This is a genomic window from Streptomyces sp. NPDC001156, from assembly GCF_053598275.1.
This window is the reverse complement of the sequence record NZ_JBSFJX010000112.1, coordinates 1-25,293: the sequence shown is the minus strand read 5'-3', so window position 1 is coordinate 25,293 and position 25,293 is coordinate 1. Positions and strand designations below refer to the sequence as shown.

22 protein-coding genes and 6 pseudogenes are annotated in these 25,293 nt (G+C 69.7%); 14 read left to right on the top strand and 14 right to left on the bottom strand.

Annotated elements, in window-relative coordinates; translation table 11 throughout:
- Positions 1–237: 237 nt before the first annotated feature.
- Positions 238–3,225, bottom strand: a complete 2,988-nt coding sequence (locus ACWDA7_RS34720) for a SpoIIE family protein phosphatase (protein ID WP_450609602.1) — start codon at positions 3,223–3,225, stop codon at positions 238–240.
- Between the two features lie 326 nt (positions 3,226–3,551).
- On the opposite strand from ACWDA7_RS34720, the gene ACWDA7_RS34715 reads away from it, so the two are divergent.
- Both ACWDA7_RS34715 and ACWDA7_RS34710 read left to right on the top strand, forming a co-directional pair.
- On the top strand, positions 3,552–3,761 hold the full coding sequence (locus ACWDA7_RS34715; RefSeq protein WP_450609606.1) for a hypothetical protein: 210 nt from the start codon (positions 3,552–3,554) through the stop codon (positions 3,759–3,761).
- A complete protein-coding gene (locus ACWDA7_RS34710; RefSeq protein WP_450609600.1) occupies positions 3,689–3,907 on the top strand; it encodes a DUF6417 family protein in 219 nt (72 codons plus the stop codon). The genes ACWDA7_RS34715 and ACWDA7_RS34710 overlap by 73 nt, the downstream gene beginning before the upstream one ends.
- A gap of 583 nt (positions 3,908–4,490) precedes the next feature.
- Here the strand turns inward: ACWDA7_RS34710 and ACWDA7_RS34705 are convergent.
- The 3 genes from ACWDA7_RS34705 to ACWDA7_RS34695 form a co-directional block, all read right to left on the bottom strand.
- Positions 4,491–5,069 (bottom strand): maltokinase N-terminal cap-like domain-containing protein, encoded by a 579-nt coding sequence (locus ACWDA7_RS34705; protein ID WP_450609598.1) that lies wholly within the window; start codon positions 5,067–5,069, stop codon positions 4,491–4,493.
- Positions 5,070–5,598: 529 nt separating this feature from the next.
- Positions 5,599–6,018, bottom strand: a complete 420-nt coding sequence (locus tag ACWDA7_RS34700; RefSeq protein WP_450609596.1) for a VOC family protein — start codon at positions 6,016–6,018, stop codon at positions 5,599–5,601.
- Positions 6,015–6,401 carry a hypothetical protein gene (locus tag ACWDA7_RS34695; protein WP_450609594.1) on the bottom strand — a complete coding sequence of 129 codons (387 nt, stop codon included), beginning with the start codon at positions 6,399–6,401 and terminating at the stop codon, positions 6,015–6,017. Before ACWDA7_RS34695 ends, ACWDA7_RS34700 begins: the two co-directional genes overlap by 4 nt.
- A 452-nt stretch (positions 6,402–6,853) precedes the next feature.
- Between ACWDA7_RS34695 and ACWDA7_RS34690 the strand changes: the two genes are divergently transcribed.
- The 5 genes from ACWDA7_RS34690 (at position 6,854) to ACWDA7_RS34670 (ending at position 12,375) form a co-directional block, all read left to right on the top strand.
- Positions 6,854–7,861, top strand: coding sequence for an FkbM family methyltransferase (locus tag ACWDA7_RS34690; RefSeq protein ID WP_450609592.1), 1,008 nt, complete (start codon positions 6,854–6,856; stop codon positions 7,859–7,861).
- A 296-nt stretch (positions 7,862–8,157) separates the two neighbouring features.
- Positions 8,158–8,283 (top strand): hypothetical protein, encoded by a 126-nt coding sequence (locus ACWDA7_RS34685; protein WP_450609590.1) that lies wholly within the window; start codon positions 8,158–8,160, stop codon positions 8,281–8,283.
- Between the two features lie 381 nt (positions 8,284–8,664).
- Positions 8,665–9,195 carry a (2Fe-2S)-binding protein gene (locus tag ACWDA7_RS34680; protein WP_450609589.1) on the top strand — a complete coding sequence of 177 codons (531 nt, stop codon included), beginning with the start codon at positions 8,665–8,667 and terminating at the stop codon, positions 9,193–9,195.
- Complete coding sequence (locus ACWDA7_RS34675) at positions 9,182–10,171, top strand: FAD binding domain-containing protein (RefSeq protein ID WP_450609587.1); 990 nt, start codon at positions 9,182–9,184, stop codon at positions 10,169–10,171. The genes ACWDA7_RS34680 and ACWDA7_RS34675 overlap by 14 nt, the downstream gene beginning before the upstream one ends.
- Entirely contained in the window at positions 10,168–12,375 is a 2,208-nt protein-coding gene (locus ACWDA7_RS34670) for a xanthine dehydrogenase family protein molybdopterin-binding subunit (RefSeq protein WP_450609585.1), read from the top strand. Before ACWDA7_RS34675 ends, ACWDA7_RS34670 begins: the two co-directional genes overlap by 4 nt.
- A 127-nt stretch (positions 12,376–12,502) precedes the next feature.
- On the opposite strand, the pseudogene ACWDA7_RS34665 reads toward ACWDA7_RS34670, so the two are convergent.
- Positions 12,503–12,766 (bottom strand): annotated as a pseudogene (locus ACWDA7_RS34665) (transposase); the annotation flags it as partial.
- Between the two features lie 60 nt (positions 12,767–12,826).
- On the opposite strand from ACWDA7_RS34665, the pseudogene ACWDA7_RS34660 reads away from it, so the two are divergent.
- A pseudogene (locus ACWDA7_RS34660) lies at positions 12,827–13,015 on the top strand (hypothetical protein); the annotation flags it as partial.
- Positions 13,016–13,070: 55 nt separating this feature from the next.
- Here the strand turns inward: ACWDA7_RS34660 and ACWDA7_RS34655 are convergent.
- Positions 13,071–13,655: a DUF308 domain-containing protein gene (locus tag ACWDA7_RS34655; protein WP_450609583.1), complete on the bottom strand. Its 585-nt coding sequence runs from the start codon at positions 13,653–13,655 to the stop codon at positions 13,071–13,073.
- Positions 13,656–13,902: 247 nt separating this feature from the next.
- Between ACWDA7_RS34655 and ACWDA7_RS34650 the strand changes: the two genes are divergently transcribed.
- The 3 genes from ACWDA7_RS34650 to ACWDA7_RS34640 all read left to right on the top strand — a co-directional run bounded on the left by ACWDA7_RS34650 (position 13,903) and on the right by ACWDA7_RS34640 (position 15,966).
- Positions 13,903–15,087, top strand: coding sequence for a sensor histidine kinase (locus tag ACWDA7_RS34650; RefSeq protein ID WP_450609581.1), 1,185 nt, complete (start codon positions 13,903–13,905; stop codon positions 15,085–15,087).
- On the top strand, positions 15,084–15,743 hold the full coding sequence (locus tag ACWDA7_RS34645; RefSeq protein WP_450609579.1) for a response regulator transcription factor: 660 nt from the start codon (positions 15,084–15,086) through the stop codon (positions 15,741–15,743). Before ACWDA7_RS34650 ends, ACWDA7_RS34645 begins: the two co-directional genes overlap by 4 nt.
- Positions 15,744–15,813: 70 nt before the next feature.
- Positions 15,814–15,966, top strand: a complete 153-nt coding sequence (locus ACWDA7_RS34640; protein ID WP_450609577.1) for a hypothetical protein — start codon at positions 15,814–15,816, stop codon at positions 15,964–15,966.
- Positions 15,967–16,013: 47 nt separating this feature from the next.
- Here ACWDA7_RS34640 and ACWDA7_RS34635 read toward each other — a convergent pair.
- Positions 16,014–16,235: pseudogene (locus tag ACWDA7_RS34635) on the bottom strand (EamA family transporter); the annotation flags it as partial.
- A 227-nt stretch (positions 16,236–16,462) separates the two neighbouring features.
- Between ACWDA7_RS34635 and ACWDA7_RS34630 the strand changes: the two are divergent.
- Positions 16,463–16,999: a phosphate-starvation-inducible PsiE family protein gene (locus ACWDA7_RS34630; protein WP_450609575.1), complete on the top strand. Its 537-nt coding sequence runs from the start codon at positions 16,463–16,465 to the stop codon at positions 16,997–16,999.
- Here ACWDA7_RS34630 and ACWDA7_RS34625 read toward each other — a convergent pair.
- Positions 16,973–19,147, bottom strand: coding sequence for an FUSC family protein (locus ACWDA7_RS34625; RefSeq protein WP_450609573.1), 2,175 nt, complete (start codon positions 19,145–19,147; stop codon positions 16,973–16,975). The genes ACWDA7_RS34630 and ACWDA7_RS34625 overlap by 27 nt on opposite strands.
- Positions 19,148–19,283: 136 nt before the next feature.
- On the opposite strand from ACWDA7_RS34625, the pseudogene ACWDA7_RS34620 reads away from it, so the two are divergent.
- A pseudogene (locus tag ACWDA7_RS34620) lies at positions 19,284–19,814 on the top strand (IS701 family transposase); the annotation flags it as partial.
- Positions 19,815–20,310: 496 nt separating this feature from the next.
- On the opposite strand, the gene ACWDA7_RS34615 reads toward ACWDA7_RS34620, so the two are convergent.
- Together ACWDA7_RS34615 and ACWDA7_RS34610 are read right to left on the bottom strand one after the other, a co-directional pair.
- Positions 20,311–21,486 (bottom strand): glutathione-independent formaldehyde dehydrogenase, encoded by a 1,176-nt coding sequence (locus tag ACWDA7_RS34615; protein ID WP_450609571.1) that lies wholly within the window; start codon positions 21,484–21,486, stop codon positions 20,311–20,313.
- A gap of 383 nt (positions 21,487–21,869) precedes the next feature.
- Positions 21,870–22,064 (bottom strand): annotated as a pseudogene (locus ACWDA7_RS34610) (hypothetical protein); the annotation flags it as partial.
- 106 nt (positions 22,065–22,170) lie between these two features.
- Here ACWDA7_RS34610 and ACWDA7_RS34605 point away from each other — a divergent pair.
- On the top strand, positions 22,171–22,509 hold the full coding sequence (locus ACWDA7_RS34605) for a hypothetical protein (protein ID WP_450609569.1): 339 nt from the start codon (positions 22,171–22,173) through the stop codon (positions 22,507–22,509).
- A gap of 53 nt (positions 22,510–22,562) precedes the next feature.
- Here the strand turns inward: ACWDA7_RS34605 and ACWDA7_RS34600 are convergent, their stop codons facing one another.
- The 4 genes and pseudogenes from ACWDA7_RS34600 to ACWDA7_RS34585 all read right to left on the bottom strand — a co-directional run.
- On the bottom strand, positions 22,563–24,317 hold the full coding sequence (locus ACWDA7_RS34600; RefSeq protein ID WP_450609567.1) for an FAD-dependent oxidoreductase: 1,755 nt from the start codon (positions 24,315–24,317) through the stop codon (positions 22,563–22,565).
- The gene (locus tag ACWDA7_RS34595) at positions 24,317–24,580 is read right to left on the bottom strand and encodes a UBP-type zinc finger domain-containing protein (protein ID WP_450609604.1); all 264 of its coding nucleotides are present in this window, start codon (positions 24,578–24,580) and stop codon (positions 24,317–24,319) included. The genes ACWDA7_RS34600 and ACWDA7_RS34595 overlap by 1 nt, the downstream gene beginning before the upstream one ends.
- A gap of 29 nt (positions 24,581–24,609) precedes the next feature.
- Positions 24,610–24,993, bottom strand: a complete 384-nt coding sequence (locus tag ACWDA7_RS34590) for an Hsp70 family protein (protein WP_450609565.1) — start codon at positions 24,991–24,993, stop codon at positions 24,610–24,612.
- Positions 24,994–25,000: 7 nt separating this feature from the next.
- Positions 25,001–25,066, bottom strand: a pseudogene (locus ACWDA7_RS34585) (hypothetical protein); the annotation flags it as partial.
- Positions 25,067–25,293: the final 227 nt, after the last annotated feature.

Genomic DNA, 25,293 nt, shown 5'->3' with positions numbered 1-25,293 from the left:
TCAAGACGATCGCGCACCGGTTGTCGCTGCCGGTGGGCGAGAGGGGCTCGAAGCGGGCTCCGGGCGGATACCGCACCCGGCAGGAGTGGTTCCACTGCGAGTCGATCAGCGCGGCAGCTTCAGCGGCCGTTCCTTCACGCGCGGTCACTCGACACGTCGAAGCATGGCGGACGGCAGTGTCGGCTGTCTCCGGAAATCGTAGATCTCAGCAAGTCGGGTGAGGTGCGAGGTCAAGAATCAAGTTGAGGTGGTGGGTAGGGGTTGTTCGGTCCAGATGGACTTGCCGGTGCGGGTGTGGCGGGTGCCCCAGCGCTGGCAGAGTGCGGAGATGAGCTGCAGGCCGCGGCCGTCCTCGTCGGTGGCGGACGTCTGGCGGATGTGCGGCGTTGTCAGGCTGGTGTCGGAAACCTCGCAGATCAGCGCGCGGCTGCGGAGCATACGCAGCCGAATGGGGCCGTAGGCGTGCCGGATGACGTTCCCGATGAGCTCGCTGACCACAAGTTCGGTGGTCATGATCAGGTCCTCATCGGTCAGGTCCCAGTCGGCGAGCTGGGCGCGGACCAGTTCGCGGGCCTGGCCCGCCGCCACCGGGTCCTCCGGCAACGGCCACTCGGCGACGTTCTCCGCGTCCAGCGGGTGGGTGCAGGCCAGCAGCAGGGCGGCGTCGTCGATCAGCGTGCCGTGGTCAGGGAGGAGCGCGGAGGTGAGGGTGGCGCAGAGGGCGTCCAGGTCGGACGCGTTCGCCGGTGAGGTCGGCATGGCGTTCAGGGATTGAGAGAGGAGTTCGGCGAGGCGACTCATGCCGGTGGTGACGTCCCTGTCCTTGCTCTCGACCAGGCCGTCGCTGTAGAGGGCGAGCAGGCTGTCGGCGGGCAGTAGGGTCTCGAGGATTTCGAAGGGTGGAGCGGCCACCCCCAGCGGCGGGTCGGGGGTCATGGATAGGAAGGTGACGGTGCCGTCGGGGTGGGCCACCGCCGGGGGCGGCTGACCGGCGCTGGCGTACGACAGACGCCGGGTCACCGGGTCGTAGATGCCGTACAGGCAGGTCGCGAAGGAATCGGTGCCCAGCTCGCCGACGATGTCGTTGAGGTGGCCGAGGATTTCGTCGGGTGGCAGCTCCAGTTCCGAGAGGGTGCGGACGGCCGTGCGGAGCGCGCCCATGGTGGCGGCCTCGGCCATACCGTGGCCCATGACGTCGCCGATCACGAGTGCCACCCGGGCTGCGGAGAGCGGGATCACGTCGTACCAGTCGCCGCCGACGTCGGCTCCCTGCTTGGCCGGCTGGTAGTGCGCGGCCGCCGTCACCTCGGGCAACTTGGGCAGTGCCTGCGGCAGCAGGCTGCGCTGGAGGGTACGGGCCCGGGTCGTGGCCTCGTCGTAGAGCCCGGCTCGCTCCAGGGCCTGCGCGATCAGTCCGCTGAGCGCAGTCAGCAGCGTTTGTTCGTCTTCGTCCAGCACCCGCGGTCCGCCGAAGGCGATGGCCGCCGCGCCGATCCCGCGCCCCGATACCGCCAGCGGCAGAAGGGCCCACGCCTGCTTGCCGCCCTCCCGGATCAGGATCTCGGTCTCGGGGTAACGCTGCAGCATCTCCTCCGGGGAGGAGATGTAGAGCGGGGTGCGGGTGCGCATGGCGTCGCCTACCGGGTTCGTGGCGTCCATCGCTGTCCACTGCCCGTCCAGCAACCGGATGAAGCGCTCCGAGTATCCCCGGGAGCCGATCACGTTCAGCCGGTCGCCGACGACGCCGAGCATGATGAGTCCGGTGGCCCCGACGGGTGTCATGACACCGTCGGCCACCGCCGTCATCACGTCTTGGGCCGTGACAGCCTCGGCCAGCTCCCGCGTGATGCGCTGCACCAGGGCCGCCCGCTCCGCAGCCGCGTGCTCCGCGGCGGCCCGATCGGCCTCCCGCAGATGCCGCTCGGTAGTGTCCGTGATGTAGAGCGTGAGGCCTTCCGGCACCGGCACCAGCCGGAGGTGGTACCAGGACGTTCCGTCCGGCCACTGCACGTCGAATCCGGCCGGCTGCCCCTCGGTCGCCGTGGCCCGGCACCGTTGCTCCAGCCCCGGCACGGCACGTACCGCGGGAACGTTCCAGAGCACGGCTCCGGCCACATCCTCCGCGGCGCCGAAGAGCCGTTCGGCGGCCTGATTGAGAAATCCGATGCGCCAGTCCGTGTCGAGGGAGACGAAGCCGTCGCTCATGTGTCGCAGCGCCCGCCCCACCGACTCGGCGGCGGCGTGCGTTTCGCTGCTGTCCCGGAGGGTGCCGATCACCTTCACCGGTGTTCCCTCTTCGTCAGTGATCGTCCTGGCACTGGCCTCGATCCAGAGGTATGTACCGTTCTGGCGTCGGATCCGGTACTCGTTCTGGAAGCCGCCGCGCAGCTGAATGCCCGCGTCGAAGCCGGCTACTGCCCCTGGCAGGTCGTCCGGGTGAATCAGCGCTGCCCACGCCTCGATGCCCCCGCTCATCACCTCCGGATCGATGCCGGCCAGCACCTCCTCGACGGGCTGGTCGGAGGTCAGCTCGCCGGTGCGCAGGTCCCAGGTGTACGTGAGGGTGGGCATCCCCGCCACGTCCGGCGGGAGGGCCTCCCGTGGTCCGGGCCCGTTCTCCAGGGCGCGCAGCAGGGTGGGGGAGGGATTGAGGATCCCGGACGACCTGAGCCTCCCGGACATCCAGACCGCCACCTCGTTCAGAAACGCGCCGTCCGCCGTGCCGGGCTCGGTGCCTGGTGCGAAGAGGACGGAAAGCGCGCCGCGTCGCCGGCCACGGCCGGGAATGGGGACGGCCAGATGACCGATGCCGGCGGGGAGCCGGGAAGGCCACAGGGCGGCGGGGTCCCGGCCGGGCACCGGGTCGGGCGGGGCCAGCTCGGGCGCCCAGGTGATGGTGTCTTTGCGGGCGGCCCTGCTGGGTGGTGCCGCGCCCCGTGCCGGGATGATCAGCCAGGGCCGGGTCATCGACTCGGGCAGGCCACTGCTGGCGACCAGGTAAAGGATGCCGCTCATGCCGCCGCCCGGGAGATGCACCATGCCGCCCAAGCCGTGCACCTCGGCTACCGCCTGCTGGAGCGCGGTCAGCAGAACCTCGACATCGTGCCGGTCCTCGTCCACGGCGTCGAGTAGCTGTAGCCGCGTACGGCGTCGCTCCAGCGACCGCACAGTCTGTATGGCCCGCAGGCCCTGCGGCTGGTGCGGCGGATGGGGGGCACTTGGCATGAACGGGCCGGTGTTGTCCGCATCGCCGCCCCCGGCATTCATTATGGCCAACTGTCGCCTCCGCTCACCGCTGGGGTACCTGCTGGGCCACATGTGATCGGATGTGAACGGGCAGAGATCTACATCCGTCGAGTCGATACTAGTCCGAATCATTTCGGCGACTTCATCTGCCCCGGGGACCTGCCGTATCCGGTCCAGCGTCCGGTCAACCTCATGTGGGCTCTACGTCACCCTCCGTTACCGCTGAGGCTTGATCGCCGGCTTTGGCGCGGCGGCTCAGTCGGCGGTGCGTCAAATCCGGCAGTAGAGATCAAGGAATTGTCCCCGTGGCGACCGCTTCGATCCGGGCCTGGACCTCGGCTCAGTCGGCTGAGGCGCTCGTCCAGGTCCAGGACTTGTTGAACGAGATCCTCGGTGATGCGTGCGCCGGTCTCCTGGCCAGGCAGCGTGGTGTGCTGGGCCCGTGCGGCGGCGAGGGCGGTGGCGGCTCGCTCGCCCCGAGGAAGTGCGCGACGACGTGGTGTGCTTGCTGGTGACGGTCGCCCAGGCCGGCGGGCCGATGTCCGGCGAGGCGGGCCGGCTGGCGTGGGAGATCGCCTCCCCCATCCCTCGGAGAGCGGACCATATCGCACACTTGCACCGCATACACGGGGCCGCACCCGGATCCCGGGTGCGGCCCTGACGCGTTCCATGCTTCAAGCTCTACCCTGCCATGCTCAGGAAGGAATAAAGCCGTCGCGATGCGCGGGATGCCCACACGGGAGAAGGCAGGGGAGGGCGGCCAACGGGGGCATCCGCTACCGCCCTCACCATCGTGCTCTCCATAGACCTGCTGGCCACCCATGCCTGTGTCGGCACGATCAGTGACTGCGAAGGAGCGGCGGTTGCCGTGGGCCGGTACGTCTTCGACGCCACGTCCGTTCGCAAACAACGGGACCAGCCTCTGTACCCCCCGCGGGTGCGGTACGTCATGTGTTGCTCCACGGGCTGGACGAGGGACTGAGCGACATCCCTGGCATCGACAAAGCCCTCGCCCATTCCAGCCCAGTCGGCGCGGGCACGTCGGACGCACTCTCGCCTGGCAGAACGCCTTTGGCCGTCCCGCGCAGTCTACGAGCGTTGCGTCACCGTCATTGGTGCCTTCTTCGATCTCGCCGACACGATCATCACCGTGCCCAGCCTGATCCGCGGTCCTGGGCAACACACCGCTGGAACCAATGCCGAACCGCCGACCATGACCGCACGCTCACTGTCTACGCGAGCTCTCACCGCGGCGCGACGGCCGCGAGTACTCCCCGTGCAGTCGTTCCGTTCGGCCAGGTCCACCCGGCGACGAGGTATCCGGACGACCTCTGCGCAGCCTCCGCCTGCCGCAGGACGCGGTTGACCTGAACGTCAAGCCCGTCGCCAGGGCCAGTTCCGTGCACGGTGACGGTCGGGTCAGGGGTGTCGCTCTTGCTCTGGTGCTGCGGCATCGCCTCACCGCGCAGGAGGGCGCGCAACTGCGCCACCACGACCGGGTCGTGGACGCCATCGTAGATCCACCGGGTGCCGAGCACGCCGTGCTCGGAGGTGCCGATCAACGCCTCGGCGGGGACGCCCTCCAGCGCCGCATCGCGGTAGCCCATCGGCACCAGATACGCCACCGGCTCCTGCGCGCCGGCGTCCGACACGACCATGAACTCGATTCCGACCGTGCCCACCGGATCGTCCAGACGGAACCCACCGGCCTTGACCAGCTCCGGTGTTTCTGCGCCGCCCACGTACCAACTCTGCCTCGGCAGCCAGCCGGTGAGCAGCTCCAGCTTGGTGGGGGTCATGGTGGTGTGGTGGATAGAGGCCATGCGAGCTCCCTCACGCGTAGGTCTGTGCTCCAACGGGATGTGATCGAACCTATCGGAAACCGCCGTGCCTCCCGAGCGGCAGCAAGCCGGCCTGTAGACCTCCCCCTTGTCCTGTCGACCTCTGACGGCCACGTGCCTGACGTGTAGGAACTCCGGCTTTCCGACTGCGTCCCCCGCAGGCTCACCGCTGGCTGATCGCTGTCGCCACTGACAGTTTCGGTACTCCCCAAGAGGCCTATAGGCGCGCCCACTTCTGGTTTGCCGCCGTTGAGGTTGTTGCCGAGCCTTCTGATGCCGACATGGACCAGCTCGCCGGACCGGGCGCTTCCGTAGCGCAGCACCGGCCGACCGGTGGGCCGGTCCAAAGGGCCCCTTTGGTAACATCTGTTGGCGGTCAGCCGCGTTGAGGATGTTCCTGGGGAAGTAGTTGCATGAACGCATGTACGCCGAGGCAATGGCGCGTGCTCTGGAGATGCTCGACGTCTCAGTTCAGCGGCCCAGGCCTCCGGAGGGGACGGCGTGATCGTCGTCAGTCCGGTTCGGATGGGTTGATGGCGACCAGTTCGATCTCGAAGCCGTCGATGTTCTCCAGGTAGGCGGCGTAGGTCTGTTCGCCGCCGGCGTGCGGGTGGCGTTCGGGGAACATCAGGCTCCAGCCGTGCCGCGGGGCCTCGGCGGCCAGCGACTCCACGGTGCGGGGATCCGCGACGTAGAACGCCAGATGGTTTAGCCCAGGTCGGCATCGGTCGTGCTCGCCGGCGGTGAGGGCCGGGGACTGCTCGAAGACCAGGTAGATGGCTCCGAGGCGCCAGCTGCGGCCCTTGCTCCAATGCTGGAACGGCGTGTAGCCCAGGGCCTCCAGCAGCCAGCCGAAGGAGACGACGGCCCGGTGGAGGTCGGGCACCCAGATCTCGACGTGGTGCAGCATCCCGCCCCGCGGCTGGGTCATGCCGCCACTACCGGGGCGGGTCCGAACGGTTGACCACGTTCGAAGGGGGCGCCGGCCCGGACCAGGGCGACCGGGTGGGGGGCGTTCGCCGCGCGCCACCGGTTCCGGCCGGACTCGGCGACTTTGATCGCCATGGCCAGGGTGGCCGTGGCCGTCCTTGTGTCGGCGTCCTTGGAGACCTTGGTCTGCGGCTGGACGGTGGCGAAGGCCGACTCGACGGCGCTGGTGGTCCGCAGGTGCATCAAGTGCCCGGCCGGGGAATCGTGGAACGCCAGCAACTCATCCTCGTCGTCGGTGATCTTCGCAGCGGTCTTGAGGAATGTCGCGGCGAACTGCCTGGCGAACGGAACACCGGCCCGGGCCGCGCGCTCCCGTCGCGGCATTGTAGATCTGCCGCAGGATCTTCTTCGCCGCTGGTCGCGCTTGACTGCGGCAGACTGTCCAGAACATGGGCGGCTTTGTGAACCAAGCGCCTCTGCTCGCGGGTGGGCAAGTCCTCACGCAGGGCTTTCCAGAAGCCGAGTGTGTAGGAGCAGTCATGTGGCCGGATCCTGATCGGCTTCGAACCAGGCATACGGAAACGAAACTGCGCCGGGGGCCACGGAACTGGCTGAGCCGCGGTGTGGCCGGAAGCGGCTGGACGACCGCAGAGGGCTGAGCGGCGTCGTGTGGCAACAGGATCGAGACGGTGACGTAGAGCCCCCGGATGTCGGGCGAGGTCTGACCTTCTCGGACACGGTGATGTGAGGATCACTGTCCGAAGCCGATGTGGCCACTGGTAAGAACTTGTCGTCTGTCCGTAGTGCACGCGACGGTCTTCTGACACGGTGGGTTAATGCAGACGCTATACAGAACCCTTCTCAGGCTGCTCCCTCGACTCGGGGTGCAGGTGCTCGACCTCGGCCCCGGTGAGGCCGTGGTGTCTCGTCGAGGTGCCCGTACCCGGCTCGCTGTCGGACCGGGTGCGGATCTGCTGGCCCGCACCGGCCGCCGCCCGTATGCCGTGGCGCCGGTGGCGGCGGACCAGTGGCTGGTCTCTCGGCCCCGCGGCGACGCGCAGCCGGAGGCGCAGGGGGAGGGGTGGAAGAGCGTGCGGCTCGGGGACAGCGGAGCGCAGCTGCTGCTCGACCCGCGGGCGGAGGCCAACGAACGCGGAGTCCAGCTGGCGGCAGCCGAGTATCTGTGTGGCCACCACGTGGCCGCGCTGCTTGCGCGGTACGAGGTGAACTGCGTCTTCGATGTGGGCGCCAACGCCGGCCAGTACGCACGCCGGCTGCGCCGGGACGGCTATGCCGGCCGTATCGTCTCGTTCGAACCCACGGCCGCCGCTTTCGCCAAGCTGGAGAAGGCGGCGGAAGGGGACCCGGACTGGTGGGTGTACCCGTTCGGGCTGGGCCGCAAGGACGAGACCAAGTCCATACACACGGGCTGGAACACCATGAACTCCCTGCTGTCGCCGAGCGATTATGGCCGCGACCGCTATCTCCGGTTCGCCAAGTCGCAGACGGAGGAGATCGAGATCCGCCGCCTCGACGGGGTGATGGACAAGGCACTGGCCGACATCGACGACCCGCGCCCCTATCTGAAGATGGACACCCAGGGGTACGACCTGGAGGTCTTCGCGGGCGCCGGTGAACGGACCCAGGAGTTCGTCGGAATGCAGTCGGAGGTCGCCCTGCTGCGGTTGTACGAGGGCAGCCCGCGCATGAACGAGTCCATCGCCGAGTACGAGAGCCACGGTTTCGAGGTCACCGGCATGTACCCCGTCACGCGGGAGCAGTCCACGGGACGGGTGGTGGAGTTCGACTGTGTGATGGTGCGGGCTTCAGCCGTGCCGGACTGATGCGGGGAAGCCGCCGGGGCATGCAGGTGCGGGTGGGCGAGCGGAATCGGGGCTGGGAGGTGGAGGCGGCGTAGCGCGTCGCCCGGCCGTCCTGACGGGTGGCAAACGGTGTGGTCGACCGTGAACGCGGAATCGCAGTCAAGGTTGCCCGCCTGCCCGCCTGCCCGCCCGCCTGCCCGCCCGCGCCAGCCGTGCCACCTGGTCGTGTCGCTGAGGGCGGTCCGCGAGTTCGTCGCGTCACGCGACTGCGGACCACCGTCTCACCGCTGCGCGCCAGCGTCGACCAACTGAAGGACATGGACACCATGCCGGTTCTGCTGCTGCACGGCATGGGCCGGAGCCTGGAGGGCCGGCAGGCGCTTGCGACCGGCTGGCCGCAGACCACCGGGCCATCAGCACGGACCATCCCCGCTTCGGTCTGAGTCCGCCCGGTGCCAGGGCTCCATCGCGCGCACGGTCATCGGCGTCCTGGACGCCTCGGCGAGCACCGCCCAGCGCACGCGAGGGACACCCTGCGTCCGCGGGGTGCGCGGGTCAGACCGACCATCCTCACGCAGGTGGGGCTTCCGGAATGGCGCATCCGGACACGGTCTCTCCGTCCTGTGCCCGATCAGCCTCCGCAGCACGGGGAAGCTGGGGTCGCCCATGCCGCCCCGGCCTCCTCGCGATCGGACCACATGCCGAATGGTCTCTTTCGCCTATATCGTGACATCAAGTGCTGAATCTCCCCGAAGCTGTCGAAACGGCTCACCTGCGCGCGCGTAGGGCCGGAGTCGTGTGCGACCCGTCCCGAGGAGGACGCGATGACGGACGTGGCGAGCAGGCGGGACGTGAGCGAGCGGCCTGCGGCCCCGGAGCGGGTCGTGACACTCACAGTGAACGGACGGTCGTACGCCCTGCGTATGGACATGAGGGTCACCTTGCTGGACGCCCTGCGTGACCGGCTGGGACTCGTAGGTACCAAGAAGGGCTGTGACCAGGGCGCCTGTGGCGCATGCACCGTCCTCCTGGACGGCCGCAGGGTGCTGGCCTGCCTGACCCTGGCGGCGCAGGCCGAGGGCCGGGCGATCACCACCATCGAGGGCATCGCCGGCGCCGACGGTCCGCACCCGGTGCAGCAGGCGTTCATGGAGCACGACGCCTTCCAGTGCGGCTTCTGTACGCCGGGGCAGATCATGTCCGCGGTGGCGCTCATGGCCGAAGGCCGGGCCGGCTCGGACGAGGAGATCCGGGAGTTCATGAGCGGAAATCTGTGCCGGTGCGGCGCCTATCCCAACATCGTCGCGGCGATCCGCGAGGCGGCCTCCCGCGGAGGTCACGATGCGCGCCTTTGACTACGTCCGGGCCACCGACACCCGCGAGGCGGTGCGATTGCTGGCGGAGGAGCCGGCGGCGTCCTGCCTCGCGGGCGGTACGACACAGCTCGACCTGATGAAGGACGGCGTCCTGGAGCCGCCGCGGCTGATCGACATCACCCGGCTCCCGCTGCACGGCATCGAACGACGCGGCGAGGCCCTCCACGTGGGAGCGCTGGCCACCATGGAGGAACTGGCCGCCGACGCCACGGTGACCGAGCGCCTGCCCATGGTGCGCCAGTCCCTCCTGCAGGGCGCATCGGTGCAGCTGCGGAACATGGCCACCATCGGCGGCAACCTGCTGCAGCGCACCCGCTGCCGCTACTTCCGCGACCCCACGGTCGGCGAATGCAACAAGCGCACGCCGGGTTCCGGCTGTGCCGCGGTGCAGGGCGCGGCACGTATGCACGCCGTGCTCGGCGCGAGCGAGCGCTGCATCGCGCTGCACGCATCCGATCTTGCCGTCGCCCTGGTGACGCTCGACGCCGTCGTGCACATCCAGGGGCTGTCCAAGGCCCGAACCGTGCCGCTGACGGACTTCTACCTGACGGCCGACGAGAGCCCCCAGCGCGAGAACGTTCTGGAGCACGCCGAGCTGATCACCGAGGTCGAGATCCCGCTCCCGCCGCCGGCCGCCCGGTCGGGCTACCTGAAGGTCCGCGACCGGGCGTCGTACGAGTTCGCCCTCACCTCGGCCGCGGTGCTGCTCGTCGTGGAGGACGGCACCATCCGTCAGGCCCGGGTGGGCCTCGGCGGCGTGGGCACGAAACCCTGGCGGGCCTACGAGGCCGAGCACGTGCTGACCGGCGCTTCCGCCACGACGGCCACGTTCCAGGACGCGGCCGAGGCGACCATGCACGACGCCTTCACCGTCCCCGGAACGGCGTTCAAGGTGCCGCTCGCCCGGCGCACCCTGGTGCGCGAGCTGCAGACCGTCTCAGGAGTGACCACATGAGCACCGTGGAAAGCAGGCCGCGGGTCGGCGCGGGCGTCAACCGGGTCGACGGCCCGCGCAAGGTCACCGGCACCGCCCCGTACCCGATGGACTTCAGCGTCCCCGGCCAGGCCTACGGTGCCCTGGTGCAGAGCACCGTCGCCGCGGGCCGGATCGTCCGCATGCACACCGACGCCGCCGAAGCCGCCCCCGGCGTGATCACAGTTCTCACCCACGAGAACATCCCGAAGGTGCGGACGGGTCCCGTGACGGCCATCGGGCCGTCGCTCCCCGCACCGTTGCGGAACGACCGGATCCTTCACCACGGGCAGCACATCGCCTTCGTCGTGGCCGAGACTCCGGAGCAGGCCACCGCCGCGGCGCGCCTGGTGCGGGCCGACTACGAGGCCACGGAACCATTGCTGGACCTCCATGACGCGCGGGCCGAACAGCTCATCGACCCGTGGGAGACGGACACCGCGCGCGGCGAGACCGCCGCAGCGCTGGAGTCCGCCGAGGTGACCCTCCGGGCCACCTACACCACGTCCGACAACACCAACAACCCGCTGGGGCTGTTCGCCACCCTGGCCGTGTGGGAGGGCGACACCCTTACCGTCCACGACACCAGCCAGTGGCCGTCGATGGTGCGCACGACCCTCGCCATGGTCTTCGGCATCCCCGAAAGTGCGGTACGGGTCCTGGTGCCCTACGTCGGCGGGGGCTTCGGCTCCGGGCTGCGCGCGTGGCCGCACGTGACCCTGACCGCGATGGCCGCACGAGTGATCAAGCGCCCCGTCAAGCTGGTGCTGACCCGGCCGCAGATGTTCACCTCCGTCGGGCACCGGCCCAGCGGGGCGCAGTGGCTGAGTGTCGGTGCCACGCGTGACGGCGAGCTGGTCGCTCTGGACCACCACAGCCTCAGCTCCCTGAGCATGGAGGGCACTGACTATGAGCCGTTCGCGTCGGGAAGCGCCTATGCCTACCGGTGCCCCAACGTGATCACGCAGGACCGTCAGGCCCGTCTCAACATCGCCGTGCCGATGTCGATGCGCGCCCCGGCCGAGGCGCAGGGCAACTTCGCGTTGGAGTCGGCGCTCGACGAACTGGCCTGCCGACTGCACATGGATCCGCTGGAGCTGCGGCTGCGCAATCACACCGACGTCGACCCGCGTAACGGGCTGCCCTGGTCCGGCAAGGCGCTCCTGGAGTGCTACGAGGTCGGTGCGCGACGCTTCGGCTGGTCCGACCGGAACCCCGAGCCGCGCTCCATGAGAGACGGCAACTGGCTCGTCGGCTACGGCATGGCGAGCGCGTGGTTCCCCTATTTCGGTCAGCCGTGTTCGGCGCAGGCCACCATCAACGGCGACGGCAGCGCGTTGGTGCGCAGTGCGGCGACGGACATCGGCACCGGCACCTACACGGTGATGGCCCAGCTGGCCGCAGACGAACTGGGACTGCCCCTGGATCTGGTCCGCTTCGACCTGGGCGACTCCGACATGCCCAACTCGCCGATGGCGGGCGGCTCCGGCCTCACCGGCGCGCTGGGCAACGCCGTACACGACGCCTGCCGGCGACTGGTCCGCTCCTTCGCCGAACTCGCGTGCGGCGACGCGGACTCGCCTTTGCTGGGTTACTCCCCGGACGACGTGGAGTGCACCGACGGCAGGGTGCACCCCGCGGGCCGCCCGGACCTCGGAGAGTCGTACGCCGACATCCTCGCCCGGCACGGGCTGTCCGAACTCACGGCGAACGGCAACAGCACACCGCCGGTCACCACCGAGCTGGGCATGTCCCTCGCCGGCGCGTACGGCGCGAAGTTCGTGGAGGTCCGGGTAGACGCGGACCTCGGACTCATCCGGGTCGCGCGGGTGGTGTCCGTGATCGACGGTGGCCGCATCCTCAACGAGAAGACGGCGAGGAGCCAGATCATCGGCGGGACGATCGGCGGCATCGGCCTGGCCCTGTTCGAGGACACGGTCACCGACCCGCGCACCGGGCGCATCGCCAACGGCACGTTCGCCGACTACCTGGTCGCGGTCAACGCCGATGTCCCGGACCTGGACGTGGTCTTCGTCGGCGAGCCGGATCGCGGTACCGCCACCGGCACCAAGGGCGTCGGCGAGGTCGGCCTGGTCGGTATCGCGCCCGCGATCGCCAACGCCGTGTACCACGCCACCGGCAAGCGCATCCGCGAGCTGCCGATCACCCTGGACGCCCTGCTCTGAGCCGCAGCCGGATGTCGAAACGGTGGTGTCGTGGCCGGCGGTCCGGCAGATCTGGTGGCCACGGTCAGTCACGTCGACTGGGGCGATTGTCGTCAGTCTGGCCCGGACGGCGTGATCTTGAGTAGGGCGATCGCGTGGTAAGCCCCCGGTGGACGCCCAGACCTGAACCGTGGTCGGTGCCGCGGCGGGCGATGACTGGGGTGATTCCCAGGGCCCGGACCTGTTTGCGGTACTGGTCGTGGTCGTAGCCGCGGTCGGCGTAGAGCGCCACCGGTCGCTGTCGGGGCCGCCCTCGCCGGCCGTGTACGGGCGGGACGGCATGGAGCAGGGGGACGAGTTGGGTGACGTCGTTGCGGTTTCCGCCAGTGAGCGATACCGCCAGCGGGATGCCGTGCCCTTGTGGCGATCAGATGGGTGCCGTCCGCGGCGACCGCGGAGCCGTCGCCCCGCGCGGGCCGAGGGCCACGAGATCCGCGACGAGGACGTTGCCCGGCTCTCCCCGCTCAAGCACAAGAATTTGAACCTGCTCGGCCGCTACAGCTTCACGGCCTCGACCCCGGCCGCCGGCGCCCTGCGCCCGCTGCACGACCCGGAGGCGCCGGAGCTGGACGAGGACGACGACGGGGGCGGGCAGGAGTAACGGGCAGGGCCCGACCGGCGGGCCACGGCACCCGGCCTCCGGCTCAGAGCGGTGGTCAACGCTTTTCGCGTCGGCTGCGGATGCTCAGGGCGATGACGGAGACAAGGAACCAGAAGGCACCGAATGCCGAGTATCCGGCGACGGTGGACAGGCTGCTCGTCGCCGAGGCGGACGTGGCAGCGACGGTGGCACCGGCGAGGACAGACTGTCCGCCGCTGATGACCATGGGCCACTGGGCGCCGACAGTGCGCCGACGGCGGATCGCTACGACGAGCTGGACGGCTCCGGAAAGGAGGGCCCAGACACCGAACACGAGAAGGGTCGTCCCGATGGTGGAGAACACGGCGATGATCATTCCGGCGGTGGTGGCCAGGCCGAGACCCACGTTGATGGTACTGACGCGGTTCGTGGAGCCGGCGCCGGCCAGACGACGCTCAAGGAGCGTGGCGACGGCGTCCCACAGGGGGTAGACGATGAGCAGCACGGCCGCGATCACCGTGGGCCTGTCCGTCGACACGAGCGAGGCGGAGGTCGTGAGGACGAGTGCCACCCAGATCAGGGAGAAGACGACTCGGATCAGATGGAGCGATCGGAGCCCGGAGGGCGTCGTCGTGGCCGTGGTCGACGTTGTCGAAGTCATGGTGGTCTGAGTCATCGAGTGTCCCGTTGTGATCGTGACGGTGCGAGACGGTCGCCTCGATGACGAGTCTCAGCGGCCTCGGGAGGGGCCGCGTACTTCGAACGAAGTAGTTCTGCCGTCCACCTCGATGGAATGAGTTCTGCCGCCCCCATCGACCGAGGCTCCCCCTCTCCACCGGCCGAGGCGGCTTCGCCGTCTACACCGTTCGAAGTACACGGCGGCCGCACACGTGAACGAGAATCGGCTCATGGTCAAGGCGCAGAACAGTCAGGACGGGCTCTCGGCACCGGTGTGGGTCCGCCGCCCCGAGGTGCTGCACCGAGTCGCCTATGCGGTGGCCGCGCTGGTGTTCACCGGTCAGATCGTGGCAGCGGTACTGAGAGGCTCGGACTGGCCCACGGCCCTCTCCGTGCTCCTCGCCGGCGGCGGTGTCACCCTCTCGTGGTGGAAGCCGTGGGCGGGACTGGTCGTGGCGAGCGCGGCGTCCTTCGCCGTCACAGCGGTGGGCCACGACCCCCTGTCGGTGTGGATGATGGCGGTACTCGTGCTGTTCTCGGTCACCCTCAGGGGAAAGCAGCCGCTGGCCGGAACCGGCATCGTGGCGGCGTTCTTCCTGGGGGCGTTCATGACACTCGGAGGCTTCCGCGGCGGGGCGGTCGTGGGAGCCGCCGCCCTCTTCTCAGCCGTGGCGGGAGGTGCGACGGGGGCCGCGCTCCGCATCCATCGAGAGCACTGGTGGACCCTGGAGGAACGGGCCGAAAGCGCCATCGCCACCCGCGAGATCGAAGCCACCCGACGAGTGACCGAAGAACGACTCCGCATCGCCCGAGACCTCCACGACGTCATCGGCCACCAGGTCGCGATGCTGAGCCTGCACCTCGGTGCCGCGGAGATAGGGCTACCCGAAGACGCCGAATCCTCCCGGCAGGCCCTCGTCTCGGCGAGGTCCAGCGCCCGCACCGTCGTCGTCGAAACGCAACGTATCCTCGCGCTCCTCCGCCTCGGGGACGACGCCTACGACGACGAGGCGCTCCGGCCGACCCCGGCGCTCAGCGGCCTGGAAGGACTTATCGCCTCTTTCGAAAGCATCGGCCTCGACATCCGACCCTCCATCGACATCCCCGCCGGATTCGTGGAGCCGAGCGTCGGCGTGACGGTCTACCGGGTCGTTCAAGAAGCACTCACGAATGCCTACCGGCATGGAGAGGGGACGGCGACGGTGGATGTGGGCGAGCGCGACGGCAGGATCTGCGTCACCGTGGAGAACCGCGTCGGTCACTCACCCGGCGGCTCCGGGTCGGGCAGCGGACTCGGACTCGTGGGGATGCGCGAACGCGTCGAGTCCTCCAGCGGGCGGCTGACGATCGACCGTCACGACGGGCGATTCCGGGTCCACGCGGAGTTCAGCCCCCTGGGAGCCGTCGTCCGATGACGCGCATTCTGATCGTCGACGACCAGGACGACATCAGGGCCGGGATCCGGGCGATGCTCAGGCTCGACCCGGGTCTCGTTGTCGCGGGTGATCTCTCCGATGGACTCCAGGTCGTCCCCTTCCTCCGGGACCACCCCGTCGACCTGGTCCTGATGGACATCCGGATGCCCGGCATCGACGGTGTCGAAGCCACCCGCCGGATCCGCGATGAGCATCCGCCCGAAAAGACGCGGGTGATCGTGCTGACTACTTTCGATCAGGACGACATCGTCCTCGCAGCCCTGCGCGCGGGCGCCAACGGTTTCCTGAGCAAGACCGTGAGCCCCGCTGAACTCGTCGCCGGAATCGCCGAGGTCGTCGGCGGTGGCGGTGCGCTGTCGGCCGCCGCGACGGCCGCGCTCATTGGTCACATGACCCACAGTCCGCCCCCGGTGATCGACCAGGAACTGCTGCGACGCTTCGACGCTCTGACACCCAGGGAGCGGGACGTGGTCGTTCTCGTTGCAAGCGGTCTCGGCAACGACGAGATCGCGGCCCAGCTGTCCGTGTCGCCGTTCACCGTGAAGACGCACGCCGTGCGGGCCATGACGAAGGTCGGTGCACGTGATCGAGCGCAACTCGTCTCGTTCACCTTCCGGGCCGGCCTCTACCCCTGAGCCTGTCGAGCACAACCCCGAAACACGTGACCGCCGCGGCGATGCCGAGCAGTCCGGTAGGCGGGACGGCGTGGGCACGTACCTGGAAGACCTCGCCGTCGCGCTGCGCGAGCGGCGTACCTGGACCTGCGCCGCCTGCCCCCAGGTTCGCCCGCTGGCGGCACAGGCGTGCGCGTACTGCTGCCCGCACTTGCCGCACCAGCTGCGGAGCCCCGCGGGGTGATGTCGAAGACGCCGAGGTCGGTGATGACGCGGTCCATGCACGCCTTCCCGGTCAGCGGCAGCGTGCACGGCTGCGGCGACCGGAAGGTTGAGCAACCCGAGTACGGCGGATCGCAACCACCATGCGCCACGTGGCCGCTGCCTGCACAGGGCCAGCAGGATGAGACCCGCGGGCAGCGCCCGCAAAGCGGCCCCGTACAGCGGATGGTCCGCCGGCAAGAACTCATGGGTGACGAAGTAGTTGGCCCCCAGGCCACCATTGTTAGGCAGAACTCGCTGTCTCCACGCCGCACGTATCGCAGGCGGCACATCCCCCGCACGTGTATGCCAGCCTGACTCCGGCTTCGGGATCAACGGAGCCTTGGTTGGCACTGAGATTGGCCGTCGCGGTCGTTCGTGCTCCTAGGATAGCTAGGGCAGCCTGCCACCACAGGGAGCTATCCGCTCGTCCACCCGTTCGGCAGCACGCCGCGCCTGCGGGCCGGGGCACCCCTAGCATGCTGACTGTGCGACCCATTCTCCCGAAGATCGAGGGCGGCCGACTACAGGGCCTCCTGCAGCTCATCGAGGACGGCATCCACCTCGTCGTCGCAGCGCTCCTCGTAGTGCTCGCGGGGCTCCTGACCGTCGGGGTCGTCCACGACGTCATCAGGTCGATCCAGGGGCCGTACCGCGAGGGTACGGTCGTTCTCTCCACCCTGGACAACAGCCTTGTGCTGTTCATCGTGGCCGAGCTGCTCCACACCGTCCGCCTCACCATCAGGAACCAGACCCTCGACGCGGAGCCGTTCCTCGTGGTCGGCCTGATTGCCGGCATCCGCAGGGTGCTCATCGTGACGGCCGAGGCGGAGAAGTCCTTCCGGTGGAACGTCGAGGGGATCGAACTACTCATCCTGGCGGGGCTGATCCTCGTGATGGCGACAGCGGCGTACGTGTGGCGGCGCTCGACGCGGCCGGGAGACTACTTCCCGCTCCAGGAGGCGCGGCGCTCCCCATCGCCGGCGCCGTCACCCACCCCGGTGCGCGGGCCCTGATCCGTCACCTTCCGCCGCCACGGCCGCCCGCACCCGCTGCTCCTCGCGAGCAGAGCCGACGTCCCGCTCCAGGGGTGTGCGGCTCACGGCCGTCGCGAGGTCCTCCAAGGCCCGCTTCTGCAGTTCCGCCCCGCGCCGCACCACCGGGGTCCGGTCCCCGGCGGCGCCCTCCCACGCCTGGAGCGCCTCCTCCACGCGCCCCCAGTCCGGATTCCTGTGCTCGCGCACGGCGACTGCCGCCTGCGCGGTGTCCGCCTCCACGGCCTCGGCGAACCGCTCCGCCTCGGGGACGAAACGGCTGTCGGCCCGCGGGACGTGGCTCTCCATGAGCATCGCCGCCCGGCCGAACCCCTTGAGCGCCTCCTGCGCCTCCTCCGCCTCGCGCAACGTCAGACCCCTGGGGCGGACCGGTTCCTGCTTTGCCCGGTCGTAGGCCTCCTGCCAGGCGGCACGTGCCTCCCTGCTCGCCAGAAGTGCCCTGCGCATGTCCGCGCGACGCTCCCGGGTCGGTTCGGCGTAGCTGCGGAGCACCGCGGCCGCGTAGCGGCCGTTGGCGGCGAGCCAGTCCGCAAGCCGGCCCGGCAGCCGGGGTGTCTCCCATGCGGGGAACACCACGTACGCCAGCATTGCCAGGGCCCCGCCGAGCAGGGTGAGCACCACCCGCTCCGGGACCGTCTGCTCCCACGCCTGGCCGCCCATGCCGAGCAGGAAGACGACGTACGCGGCAGTGAAGCACTGGGAGTAGGCGTAGCCGGTACGGATCAGCGTGTACGACAGGCCTGCCGAGACCACCGCCAGCGCGCCGGACACATGGGCGTCCGGGCCCAGGGCCCGCACTATCCCGGTGGCCAGCGCGACCCCCGCCAGGGTCCCGGCGAGACGGGCCACCGCACGCGCGTACGTCCGGTGGAAGTCCGGCCGCATCACCATCACGGAAGCGATGGGCGCCCAGTAGCCGTGGCCCAGGGGTAGCCAGGCGGCGATCAGATAGCCGAGCGTGGCCACCGCCGCCAGGCGGACGGCGTGCCGGAACACGGGCGAGTCCCCACGGAGCTCACGGCGGACCGCCCGGACGACGACCGGGACCAGCCGGAACATTGTCGGGCGCACCAGGAACTGGGCGCCGGCGGGGCCGGGCGGCGTGGGCGTCTTCCCGCGCGCGCCGCCATTTTCGGCGATCTCCAACGCCTCGCCGAGCAGTTCCACGAGCCGCTCGGCGGCCTGCCGCGCGGGCCCCTCCAGCACCTCGTGCTCCTCATCAACGCGCAGGACGTCCGCGCTCCCGGGCGGCACCTCGGCGGGAGTGCCGCGGCGGATCGAACGGGCGGCCGCGTCCAGGACGTCGGCGGCCGCGTTGAGCAACTCCCGCGCCCGGTCCCGCCCGGGTCCCTCCGCCGGGGCGCCGATGTCCGGGTCGGCGAGCGCGGCGACGACCGGCCGGATGCGCTCGGCGAGGCCCCGGGGGCCGTGGAGGAGGGGGGGACGGGTGCGGGCCTGTGATGGCGTCACGGCGGCCGCGTCCCGGGCCGTCATCAACGGCTCCGGGTCGAACGGGGCGGTCGGGTCGTGCCGCAGCCGGCGGGCGTAGTCCGCTACGGCGGCCAGGGCGTCGGCGAGCGCGTCACGATGCGCCCCCCAACGGCGGATCGGGAACAGCAAGATCAGCACGGCCTGCGCCACGCCTCCGAGCGCGATGACCCCGGCGTGCTCCAGGGCTCGCCCGACGCTCGTGGGCAGGGTGATGGTCACCAGCATGCTGCCGACGGTCGTCGCTGCGACGATCCCAGCGGTCGATCCGACGGCCCACGCCATCCCAGCGGCAAAGGCCCATACGGCCAGCAGTGGGAGGAACGTCACGAGTCGCCCCGCCGCCAGGTAGCCCACAAAGGTGCTGAGCGCCAGACCTGCGCCCGCGCCGAGCGCGATCACCTTGCGTGGACGCCAGGTCCGCTGGAAGGTGGCCCCACCCGCGGAGTAGGCACCGAGGGCGGCGGACGCGGCGTACGCAGGGGAGACCAGCCACAACGCCGGCCCGATGACGATCGCCACCCCAGCAGCCGTGCGCAGCGCGAGCAGGGGCTCCAGCCGCGTCTCCTCGATCGTGAGTCCAGATCGCACGACCTCCCCGAAGGCCCGCAGCCACGTCACGGGTATGAGGCTAGCCGGAACGCCCTGCCGGGTCGCGTCGGCCGCGCCGCCGCCTCATGACAGCGCCGCGCTCGGCGGGCGCACGCCCCCGGGCCGAACTACACCCATAAACCGGCACCTTCGCGTACATTGGCGAGCCCGCCCGGCCACCGCCGAGCCGTATCAGCCCGAATACGGCGGTCTGGGACCGCCCACACTGCCCTGCTACCGCCGGGCGGCCCGGCCTCTGACCACGTTCATCCAGGCCGGTAACCGCTTCGAGGACGTCGCCTGGCGGCAGCGCAGCAAAGGCACGATGACTTCGCGTTTCGCCGTGGTTGAGGTGCGGCCGTCGGGCAAGGAAGCCTCCCGCACGGCCCAGGAACAGGCTGGCGGCCGCAGCCGCTGGGACGGGGTGCTGCCACTGCGGACACTGCTGGTCGAACGGCCCGCAGAAGCCGACGAGCCGACCGGCTACTGGATGACCAACCTGCTCTCCACCACACCGATCGCCGACCTGGTGCGGTGGGCGAAGATGCGCTGGCGGATCGAGCACGACTACCGCGAGCTTAAGCACGGCGTGGGCTTGGACCACTTCGAGGACCGCACCTGGCGCGGCTGGCACCACCACGTCACCCTCGTCACCGCCGCTCAGGCCTTCCTCACCCTGCGGCGGCTCGACCCAAAAGTCGCGATCACGATCGGTTCCTGCGAATCTTCATCGCCACCACTCGACCCTAGAACGGGTGGGGGTGAGAGCTATGAGGACATGCCGGACGCCACTACCAACCGTGACGGAAGTCCTCGCGCATCGGTGAATACGCGACTCATCAATGCGACCTCACCAGTCCCGAGGGCCGCCTCGCACTGCATGTCCGGCGGGATCTTCGCCACCACCTTGGTGAGCATGGGCTTGACGGGTGCATCACCTGCAGATCCATGGCTTTGACTTTAGGAACGGATCCAGACCCCGCCTGTCGAGTACGCGCCCGTCAAGCTGGACCGCGGGAGGCGTCCTCCGTCCGTCCCACCGCGCCGGAGCGCGGGCGATCGCCGCTGGTTCAGGTCCGACCGGAGCGCAGGCGATCGCTGCCCGTCCAGCCCCGGCCGGAGCCGGGGCCGATCGCCCCCCGTTCCCCCGGACCGGTCCGGGGGAAACAGGCAGGACGGCGGCCTGGGGTCCCTTACCGCTTGTGGCCGTTACCGTGTCCATTCGGATGCAGGACCACCTTGGTCCAGCCCTGGTCACGGGCGTCGAAGTGCTCGTAGGCAGTGGGGGCCTCGTCCAGGCTGAGCTCGTGGGAGACGACGAAACTCGGCTTCGCCTTCCCGCCGGCGATCAGATCCCGCAGCGCCCGGTTGTACTTCTTCACCGGCGCCTGCCCGGTGCCCATGTGCTGGCCCTTGAACCACATCATGCCGAAGTCGATCGGGACCTTGCCCTGCGCCTCCAGCTCCCCTTGGGCCTCGGCACCGCCGGGGTCCTCGGGCAGGAATACGCCCACCACGCCGATGTCGCCCGTGAACCTGACCGAATCGATCAGTCCGTTGAGCGTGAGGCTGGCGTCCTCGTGTCCCTCGGGGTCGTGTGCCTGGTAGCCGACGCACTCACAGCCGTTGTCGGCGCCCAGACCGAGGGTGGCCTCCTTGACGACCTCCGCCGGCTTCTGCTCGGCGGTGTTGATCGGGATGGCCCCAATCTCCTCCGCCTTGCGCAGCCGGTCGGGCTGGTAGTCGGCTACCCAGACACGGCCGGCGCCCTTGAGGAGGGCGGAGTAGGCCGCCATCAGCCCGACGGGACCGGCCCCGAAGACGATCGTCTGGTCGCCAGGTTTGACGTGGGCCATCTCGGTGGCGTGATAGCCGGTGGGGAAGATGTCGGCGAGCATCACATAGTCGGTCTGCCGGTCGGCGGCGTCCTCGCCCAGACGCAGCGCGTTGAAGTCGCCGTAGGGCACGCGCAGCAGTTCCGCCTGGCCGCCCTGGTAGGGGCCCATGTCGGCGAATCCGTAGGCGGCTCCGGCGAGGGCCGGTTCCGGCTGCATGGTCAGGCAGTAGTTGGTCAGACCCCGCTCGCACTGCTTGCAGAAGCCGCAGGCGATGTTGAAGGGCAGGACCACATACTGGCCGACCTGGACCTTGCGGACGGCCGAGCCGACCTCCACGACCTGGCCCATGTTCTCGTGTCCCAGGGTGCGGCCAGGCTCGAACGAGGTGCGGCCCTCATACATGTGCAGATCCGAACCGCAGATGTTGGTGGTGGTGATCTTGACGATGATGTCGCAGGGGTGTTCGATCTTCGCGTCCGGTACGTCCTTCACCGCGACCGTTCGCGGACCTTCATATACCGCTGCCTTCATGATGACTTTCCTTGATGTCGGGGCATGGTGGTGATGGAGAGGGCGCAAAGAGCCTGACTCCCGGAAGGTGGTACGACGGGGTCCGTGGCTCCGGCACGCCTCTGCGGGCCGTTCACCCGGTTCAGGTGAAACGGTGATGCCACCGCCGGCCCGCCAGGCGGAGCCCCGGCGCTCCGGAGGCGTGCCGTCCGAGTCCCCGTCGACCCCCGACGCGAAACGACGACGCACCGATCGACCAGCTGATCCAAACGAAACTGCCTAATTCAGCGGGCGTGGGCTGGTCCGAAGGACCGCCGCGTGTAGCCCGAACTACCGGCACGCCGGCCAGCGGTGAGCGGCGATGCCGACACGCGCGTCCGGGAGCCATTTGCGCCGGTATCGGTTCACTTCAGGGGCTGGTCACCGTGGTCGTCATGGAGCATGTGACGACGTTCCCGTTCGCGCTTGGAGTAGGCGACTGCCCGGATCGCCTCGTCGCTCCCCAAGCCTGATCCCAGCGCCCCGCCCACGGTGGCGACCGAAGCGACGAACCAGGACAACGTCCAGTATTCCGCGGCGTGAAGCGGGGTTCGCGTCAACCGGCCCTGGCTGCTGTTCACCGGCCTCTTGCGAGCGCTCGCCGGCGTGTTCGCCACCGCGGCGCTCGGCCTCGTCAGCAGCGACATCTGGCGGGTCACCCTTTAGGTGGGGCCGCTCCGCGACGCGGTGTTCACCCTGCTGTCGATCACCGCGCTGGTCGGCTGGCTGGTAGTCGACCATGAACTGTGGGATCGTCCGCGCGACGAGATCGCCCGGCAGCAGGCCCGCCTGTTCAACCTCGTCACCGTGATCACCTTGTTCATCGGCATCACCTGCCTCTACGCCACGCTGTTCGTGCTCGCCCATGTCACCGCGGCGTTCCTGCTCACACCGGAGTCGTTGGGCCCGCTCGTCGGGCACCAGCCCGATGCGGGCTGCTACCTCTCCCTCGCCCGGTTCATCCCGTCCAGGGGAACTGTCGGCGGTGCGCTGGGCGCCCGCTGAGAGGACCACCGTGTGGTGGGTCGGGCCGCCTACAGGGTCCGTCAGGGGGAGGGTCAGCGCCAGGACACGGACCGGCCCGCCACCGGCCGACGCCCCTCGGGGCCCGCGGTGCGAACTAGGTTGCCTGTGTGCTCCCGGTGCTCATGCACGAGGCGGATCGCCATGGCACCCTCACCGGTCGCCGAGGCCACCCGTTTGACCGAGCCGCTCCTGACGTCGCCGGCGGCGAAGACCCCGGGAAGGGTGGTCTCCAGCAGCAACGGACCACGGCCGAGCGAGGCCCACCGGGTAGCGTCGGCCGCCGCATGGGCGTCGGCACCGGTGAGGACGAAGCCTTTCTCGTCCAGGGCCAGCACGCCCCTGAGCCATTCCGTGCGCGGCTGGGCCCCGATGAACACGAACAGCGCCGCGGCCCGCAGCTCCCGGCGCTCACTGCTTGCGTTGTTCTCCACCATCAGCGACTCCAGCTTCTCCTCCCCGGAGACGCCCCGGACTTCGGTGTGGAGCAGTACCTCGATCTTCGGGTGCCGTACCACTTGGTCCACCAGGTAGCGCGACATGTCCGCGTTGAGGGCACCGCCCCGGACGAGAAGGTGGACCCTGGAGGCGTGGTTCGCGAGGAACAGCGCCGCCTGCCCGGCGGAGTTCCCGCCGCCGACCACGGCGACCGGATCCGCCTGGCAGAGACTGGCCTCGTGGACCGTCGCCGCGTAGTAGACGCTGATGCCCTCCAGGCGGTCGATGCCGGGCACCTCGAGCCTGCGGTACCACACGCCCGAGGCGAGCACCACAGCGCCCGCCCGGGCCCGGGACCCGTCTGTGAAGGTGACGACGTACTCGTCGTCCTGCGGGGTGAGCCCGCTGACCTGGGCCGGCACCATGAGGCGGGCACCGAACTTGTGGGCCTGGAGCACCGCACGTTCGATGAGCTCGCCCCCGGAGATGCCCGCTGGGAAGCCAAGGTAGTTCTCGATGCGAGACGAGGTACCTGCCTGGCCTCCGGTGGCCACGGCGTCGACGGTGACCGTGGTGAGGCCGTCGGAGGCACCGTACACGGCGGCGGCGAGTCCCGCAGGGCCCGCACCGACCACCATTACGTCGCACCGCCCGGCCTCCGGCGAGGGGGCGGGCAGCCCGATGAGCCGGGCGAGTTCGGCGTTGCTCGGATTGCGCAGCACCCGCTCGCCCTTCCAGATGACGACCGGAGTCTCCTCGGGACGGATGGAGAACCGACGCAGCAGCGCCTCCGCCTCCTTGTCCTTCTCCAGATCTACCCAGCGGTGGGGCAGCCGGTTGCGGGCGGCGAACTCACGCAGCCGCAGCGTGTCCGGTGAATAACACGACCCCAGGATCCGGAAGCCGGCGCCGAGGCCGATGAGCAGATACCGGCGGCCCAGGTAAGCGCGGAGGATCAGGTCGCCGAGGACGGGGTCGCGGCCGACCAGGGCGCGTTGCCGCTCCACCGGTACGGCCAGGATCTCGCCCGCCTCGCGCACCACGGCGGTGTCGAACGCCGCCTGGCCCTCCAGCAGCCCGAGTTCACCCAGGAACCTGCCAGGTCCGTGCACCGCCACCGTGCGCTCGTCGGGCCCGCCGTGGTCGTGGAGGATCTCGACGGTCCCGCTGAGGATCGCGAGGAACTCCCGGAACGGCTCGCCCTCGCGGTACAGCACCTCGCCCTCGGCGGTCCTGCGGCGCTCACCGTGCGCGGTCAGGTCCTCCAGCTGCTCCGGCGCCAAGCGCGGGAACGCCCCGTATCGGTCCGGTGTCTCGCGGACCGCACCGTGCTTGTGCTCGGCCGTGTTCATCAGACCAGGGCCTCGTGGACGTAGCACCAGCGCCAGTCCTCTCCCGGCTGGAAGGGCTGCACAATGGGGTGACCGGCGCTGCCCGCGTGCCGCCTGGCGTGCTTGAGGGGCGAGGAGTCGCAGCAGCCGACGTGCCCGCAGGTGAGGCGGAGCCGCAGGTGCACCCAGGGGGAACGCTCCATGAGGCACTCCTGGCAGCCCTCCGGGGTACGGGGCGTCACTGGGCGCACCATCGCCAGGTGCGGGTCGGGAATCGTGGCCATGAGGGTCATCCTTCCGTGGGCGGGACCGCTCAACCGCGGCCCGCAATGGTCTCCTCCACCCAGCGGCGCAGCTCCGGGGTGGGGGCGGCACCAGCCCGGGGCATCTCCACTCCTGTGTCGAGCAGGACCAGGGTCGGCACCGCCATGACCTGGAACCGCTGCGCGAGCGCCGGCGACCGGTCGATGTCGACCTTTTGACGAGGTTGAGCTCGCCAGGCGAACTGTGTTCGGGTCACCGAGTTCAGCTCGGTCTTGGCCCTTTCCACAGCCTCGAACAGTCGCTGCAGCGCGTGCGGGGCCTTGCGCAGGTCGATGCCGTTGTCCTGCTGCAACTTGTCGGCGAGGTGGTCCACCAGGCGCTGGTCGAAGCCCGTCGCCGCACGGGTGGCTGTCGCCCGCCGTGGACCGCGCATCGACCACGCCATCGCCGACGTCGAGGAGACTGACGTCGAAGGTACCGCCGCCCAGGTCTAAGCCTTGATCCACCGACGTGGCCTGAAATGGATCTTCTGACGGGATTTTGAGCGGGTTCCGGGTTGGTGTCTGTGCCTGGGCACGTGGTATCCGCTGGTCTGCCCAGCTTTTCCACAGGTTCGGTTCCGGTCGGGCCCTGGCGGGCGGGTGGGCAGGGGCTGTCAGCCGGGTTCGGGTGGGGCGTGGACGGTGTCGAAGAGGTGTCTCCAAGCGTGCTGCCAGCGCCAGTTGTGCGGCAG

Excerpts from the sequence above, each read along its gene's own strand:
- ACWDA7_RS34680 (WP_450609589.1), top strand. The coding sequence starts at position 8,665 with ATGACGGACGTGGCGAGCAGGCGGGACGTGAGCGAGCGGCCTGCGGCC.
- ACWDA7_RS34700 (WP_450609596.1), bottom strand. The coding sequence starts at position 6,018 with ATGACCCAGCCGCGGGGCGGGATGCTGCACCACGTCGAGATCTGGGTG.
- ACWDA7_RS34650 (WP_450609581.1), top strand. The coding sequence starts at position 13,903 with ATGGTCAAGGCGCAGAACAGTCAGGACGGGCTCTCGGCACCGGTGTGG.
- ACWDA7_RS34615 (WP_450609571.1), bottom strand. The coding sequence starts at position 21,486 with ATGAAGGCAGCGGTATATGAAGGTCCGCGAACGGTCGCGGTGAAGGAC.
- ACWDA7_RS34655 (WP_450609583.1), bottom strand. The coding sequence starts at position 13,655 with ATGACTTCGACAACGTCGACCACGGCCACGACGACGCCCTCCGGGCTC.
- ACWDA7_RS34705 (WP_450609598.1), bottom strand. The coding sequence starts at position 5,069 with ATGGCCTCTATCCACCACACCACCATGACCCCCACCAAGCTGGAGCTG.
- ACWDA7_RS34675 (WP_450609587.1), top strand. The coding sequence starts at position 9,182 with ATGCGCGCCTTTGACTACGTCCGGGCCACCGACACCCGCGAGGCGGTG.
- ACWDA7_RS34720 (WP_450609602.1), bottom strand. The coding sequence starts at position 3,225 with ATGCCAAGTGCCCCCCATCCGCCGCACCAGCCGCAGGGCCTGCGGGCC.
- ACWDA7_RS34670 (WP_450609585.1), top strand. The coding sequence starts at position 10,168 with ATGAGCACCGTGGAAAGCAGGCCGCGGGTCGGCGCGGGCGTCAACCGG.
- ACWDA7_RS34595 (WP_450609604.1), bottom strand. The coding sequence starts at position 24,580 with ATGGCCACGATTCCCGACCCGCACCTGGCGATGGTGCGCCCAGTGACG.
- ACWDA7_RS34695 (WP_450609594.1), bottom strand. The coding sequence starts at position 6,401 with ATGCCGCGACGGGAGCGCGCGGCCCGGGCCGGTGTTCCGTTCGCCAGG.
- ACWDA7_RS34645 (WP_450609579.1), top strand. The coding sequence starts at position 15,084 with ATGACGCGCATTCTGATCGTCGACGACCAGGACGACATCAGGGCCGGG.
- ACWDA7_RS34590 (WP_450609565.1), bottom strand. The coding sequence starts at position 24,993 with ATGCGCGGTCCACGGCGGGCGACAGCCACCCGTGCGGCGACGGGCTTC.
- ACWDA7_RS34690 (WP_450609592.1), top strand. The coding sequence starts at position 6,854 with ATGCAGACGCTATACAGAACCCTTCTCAGGCTGCTCCCTCGACTCGGG.
- ACWDA7_RS34630 (WP_450609575.1), top strand. The coding sequence starts at position 16,463 with ATGCTGACTGTGCGACCCATTCTCCCGAAGATCGAGGGCGGCCGACTA.
- ACWDA7_RS34685 (WP_450609590.1), top strand. The coding sequence starts at position 8,158 with ATGGACACCATGCCGGTTCTGCTGCTGCACGGCATGGGCCGGAGCCTG.
- ACWDA7_RS34600 (WP_450609567.1), bottom strand. The coding sequence starts at position 24,317 with ATGAACACGGCCGAGCACAAGCACGGTGCGGTCCGCGAGACACCGGAC.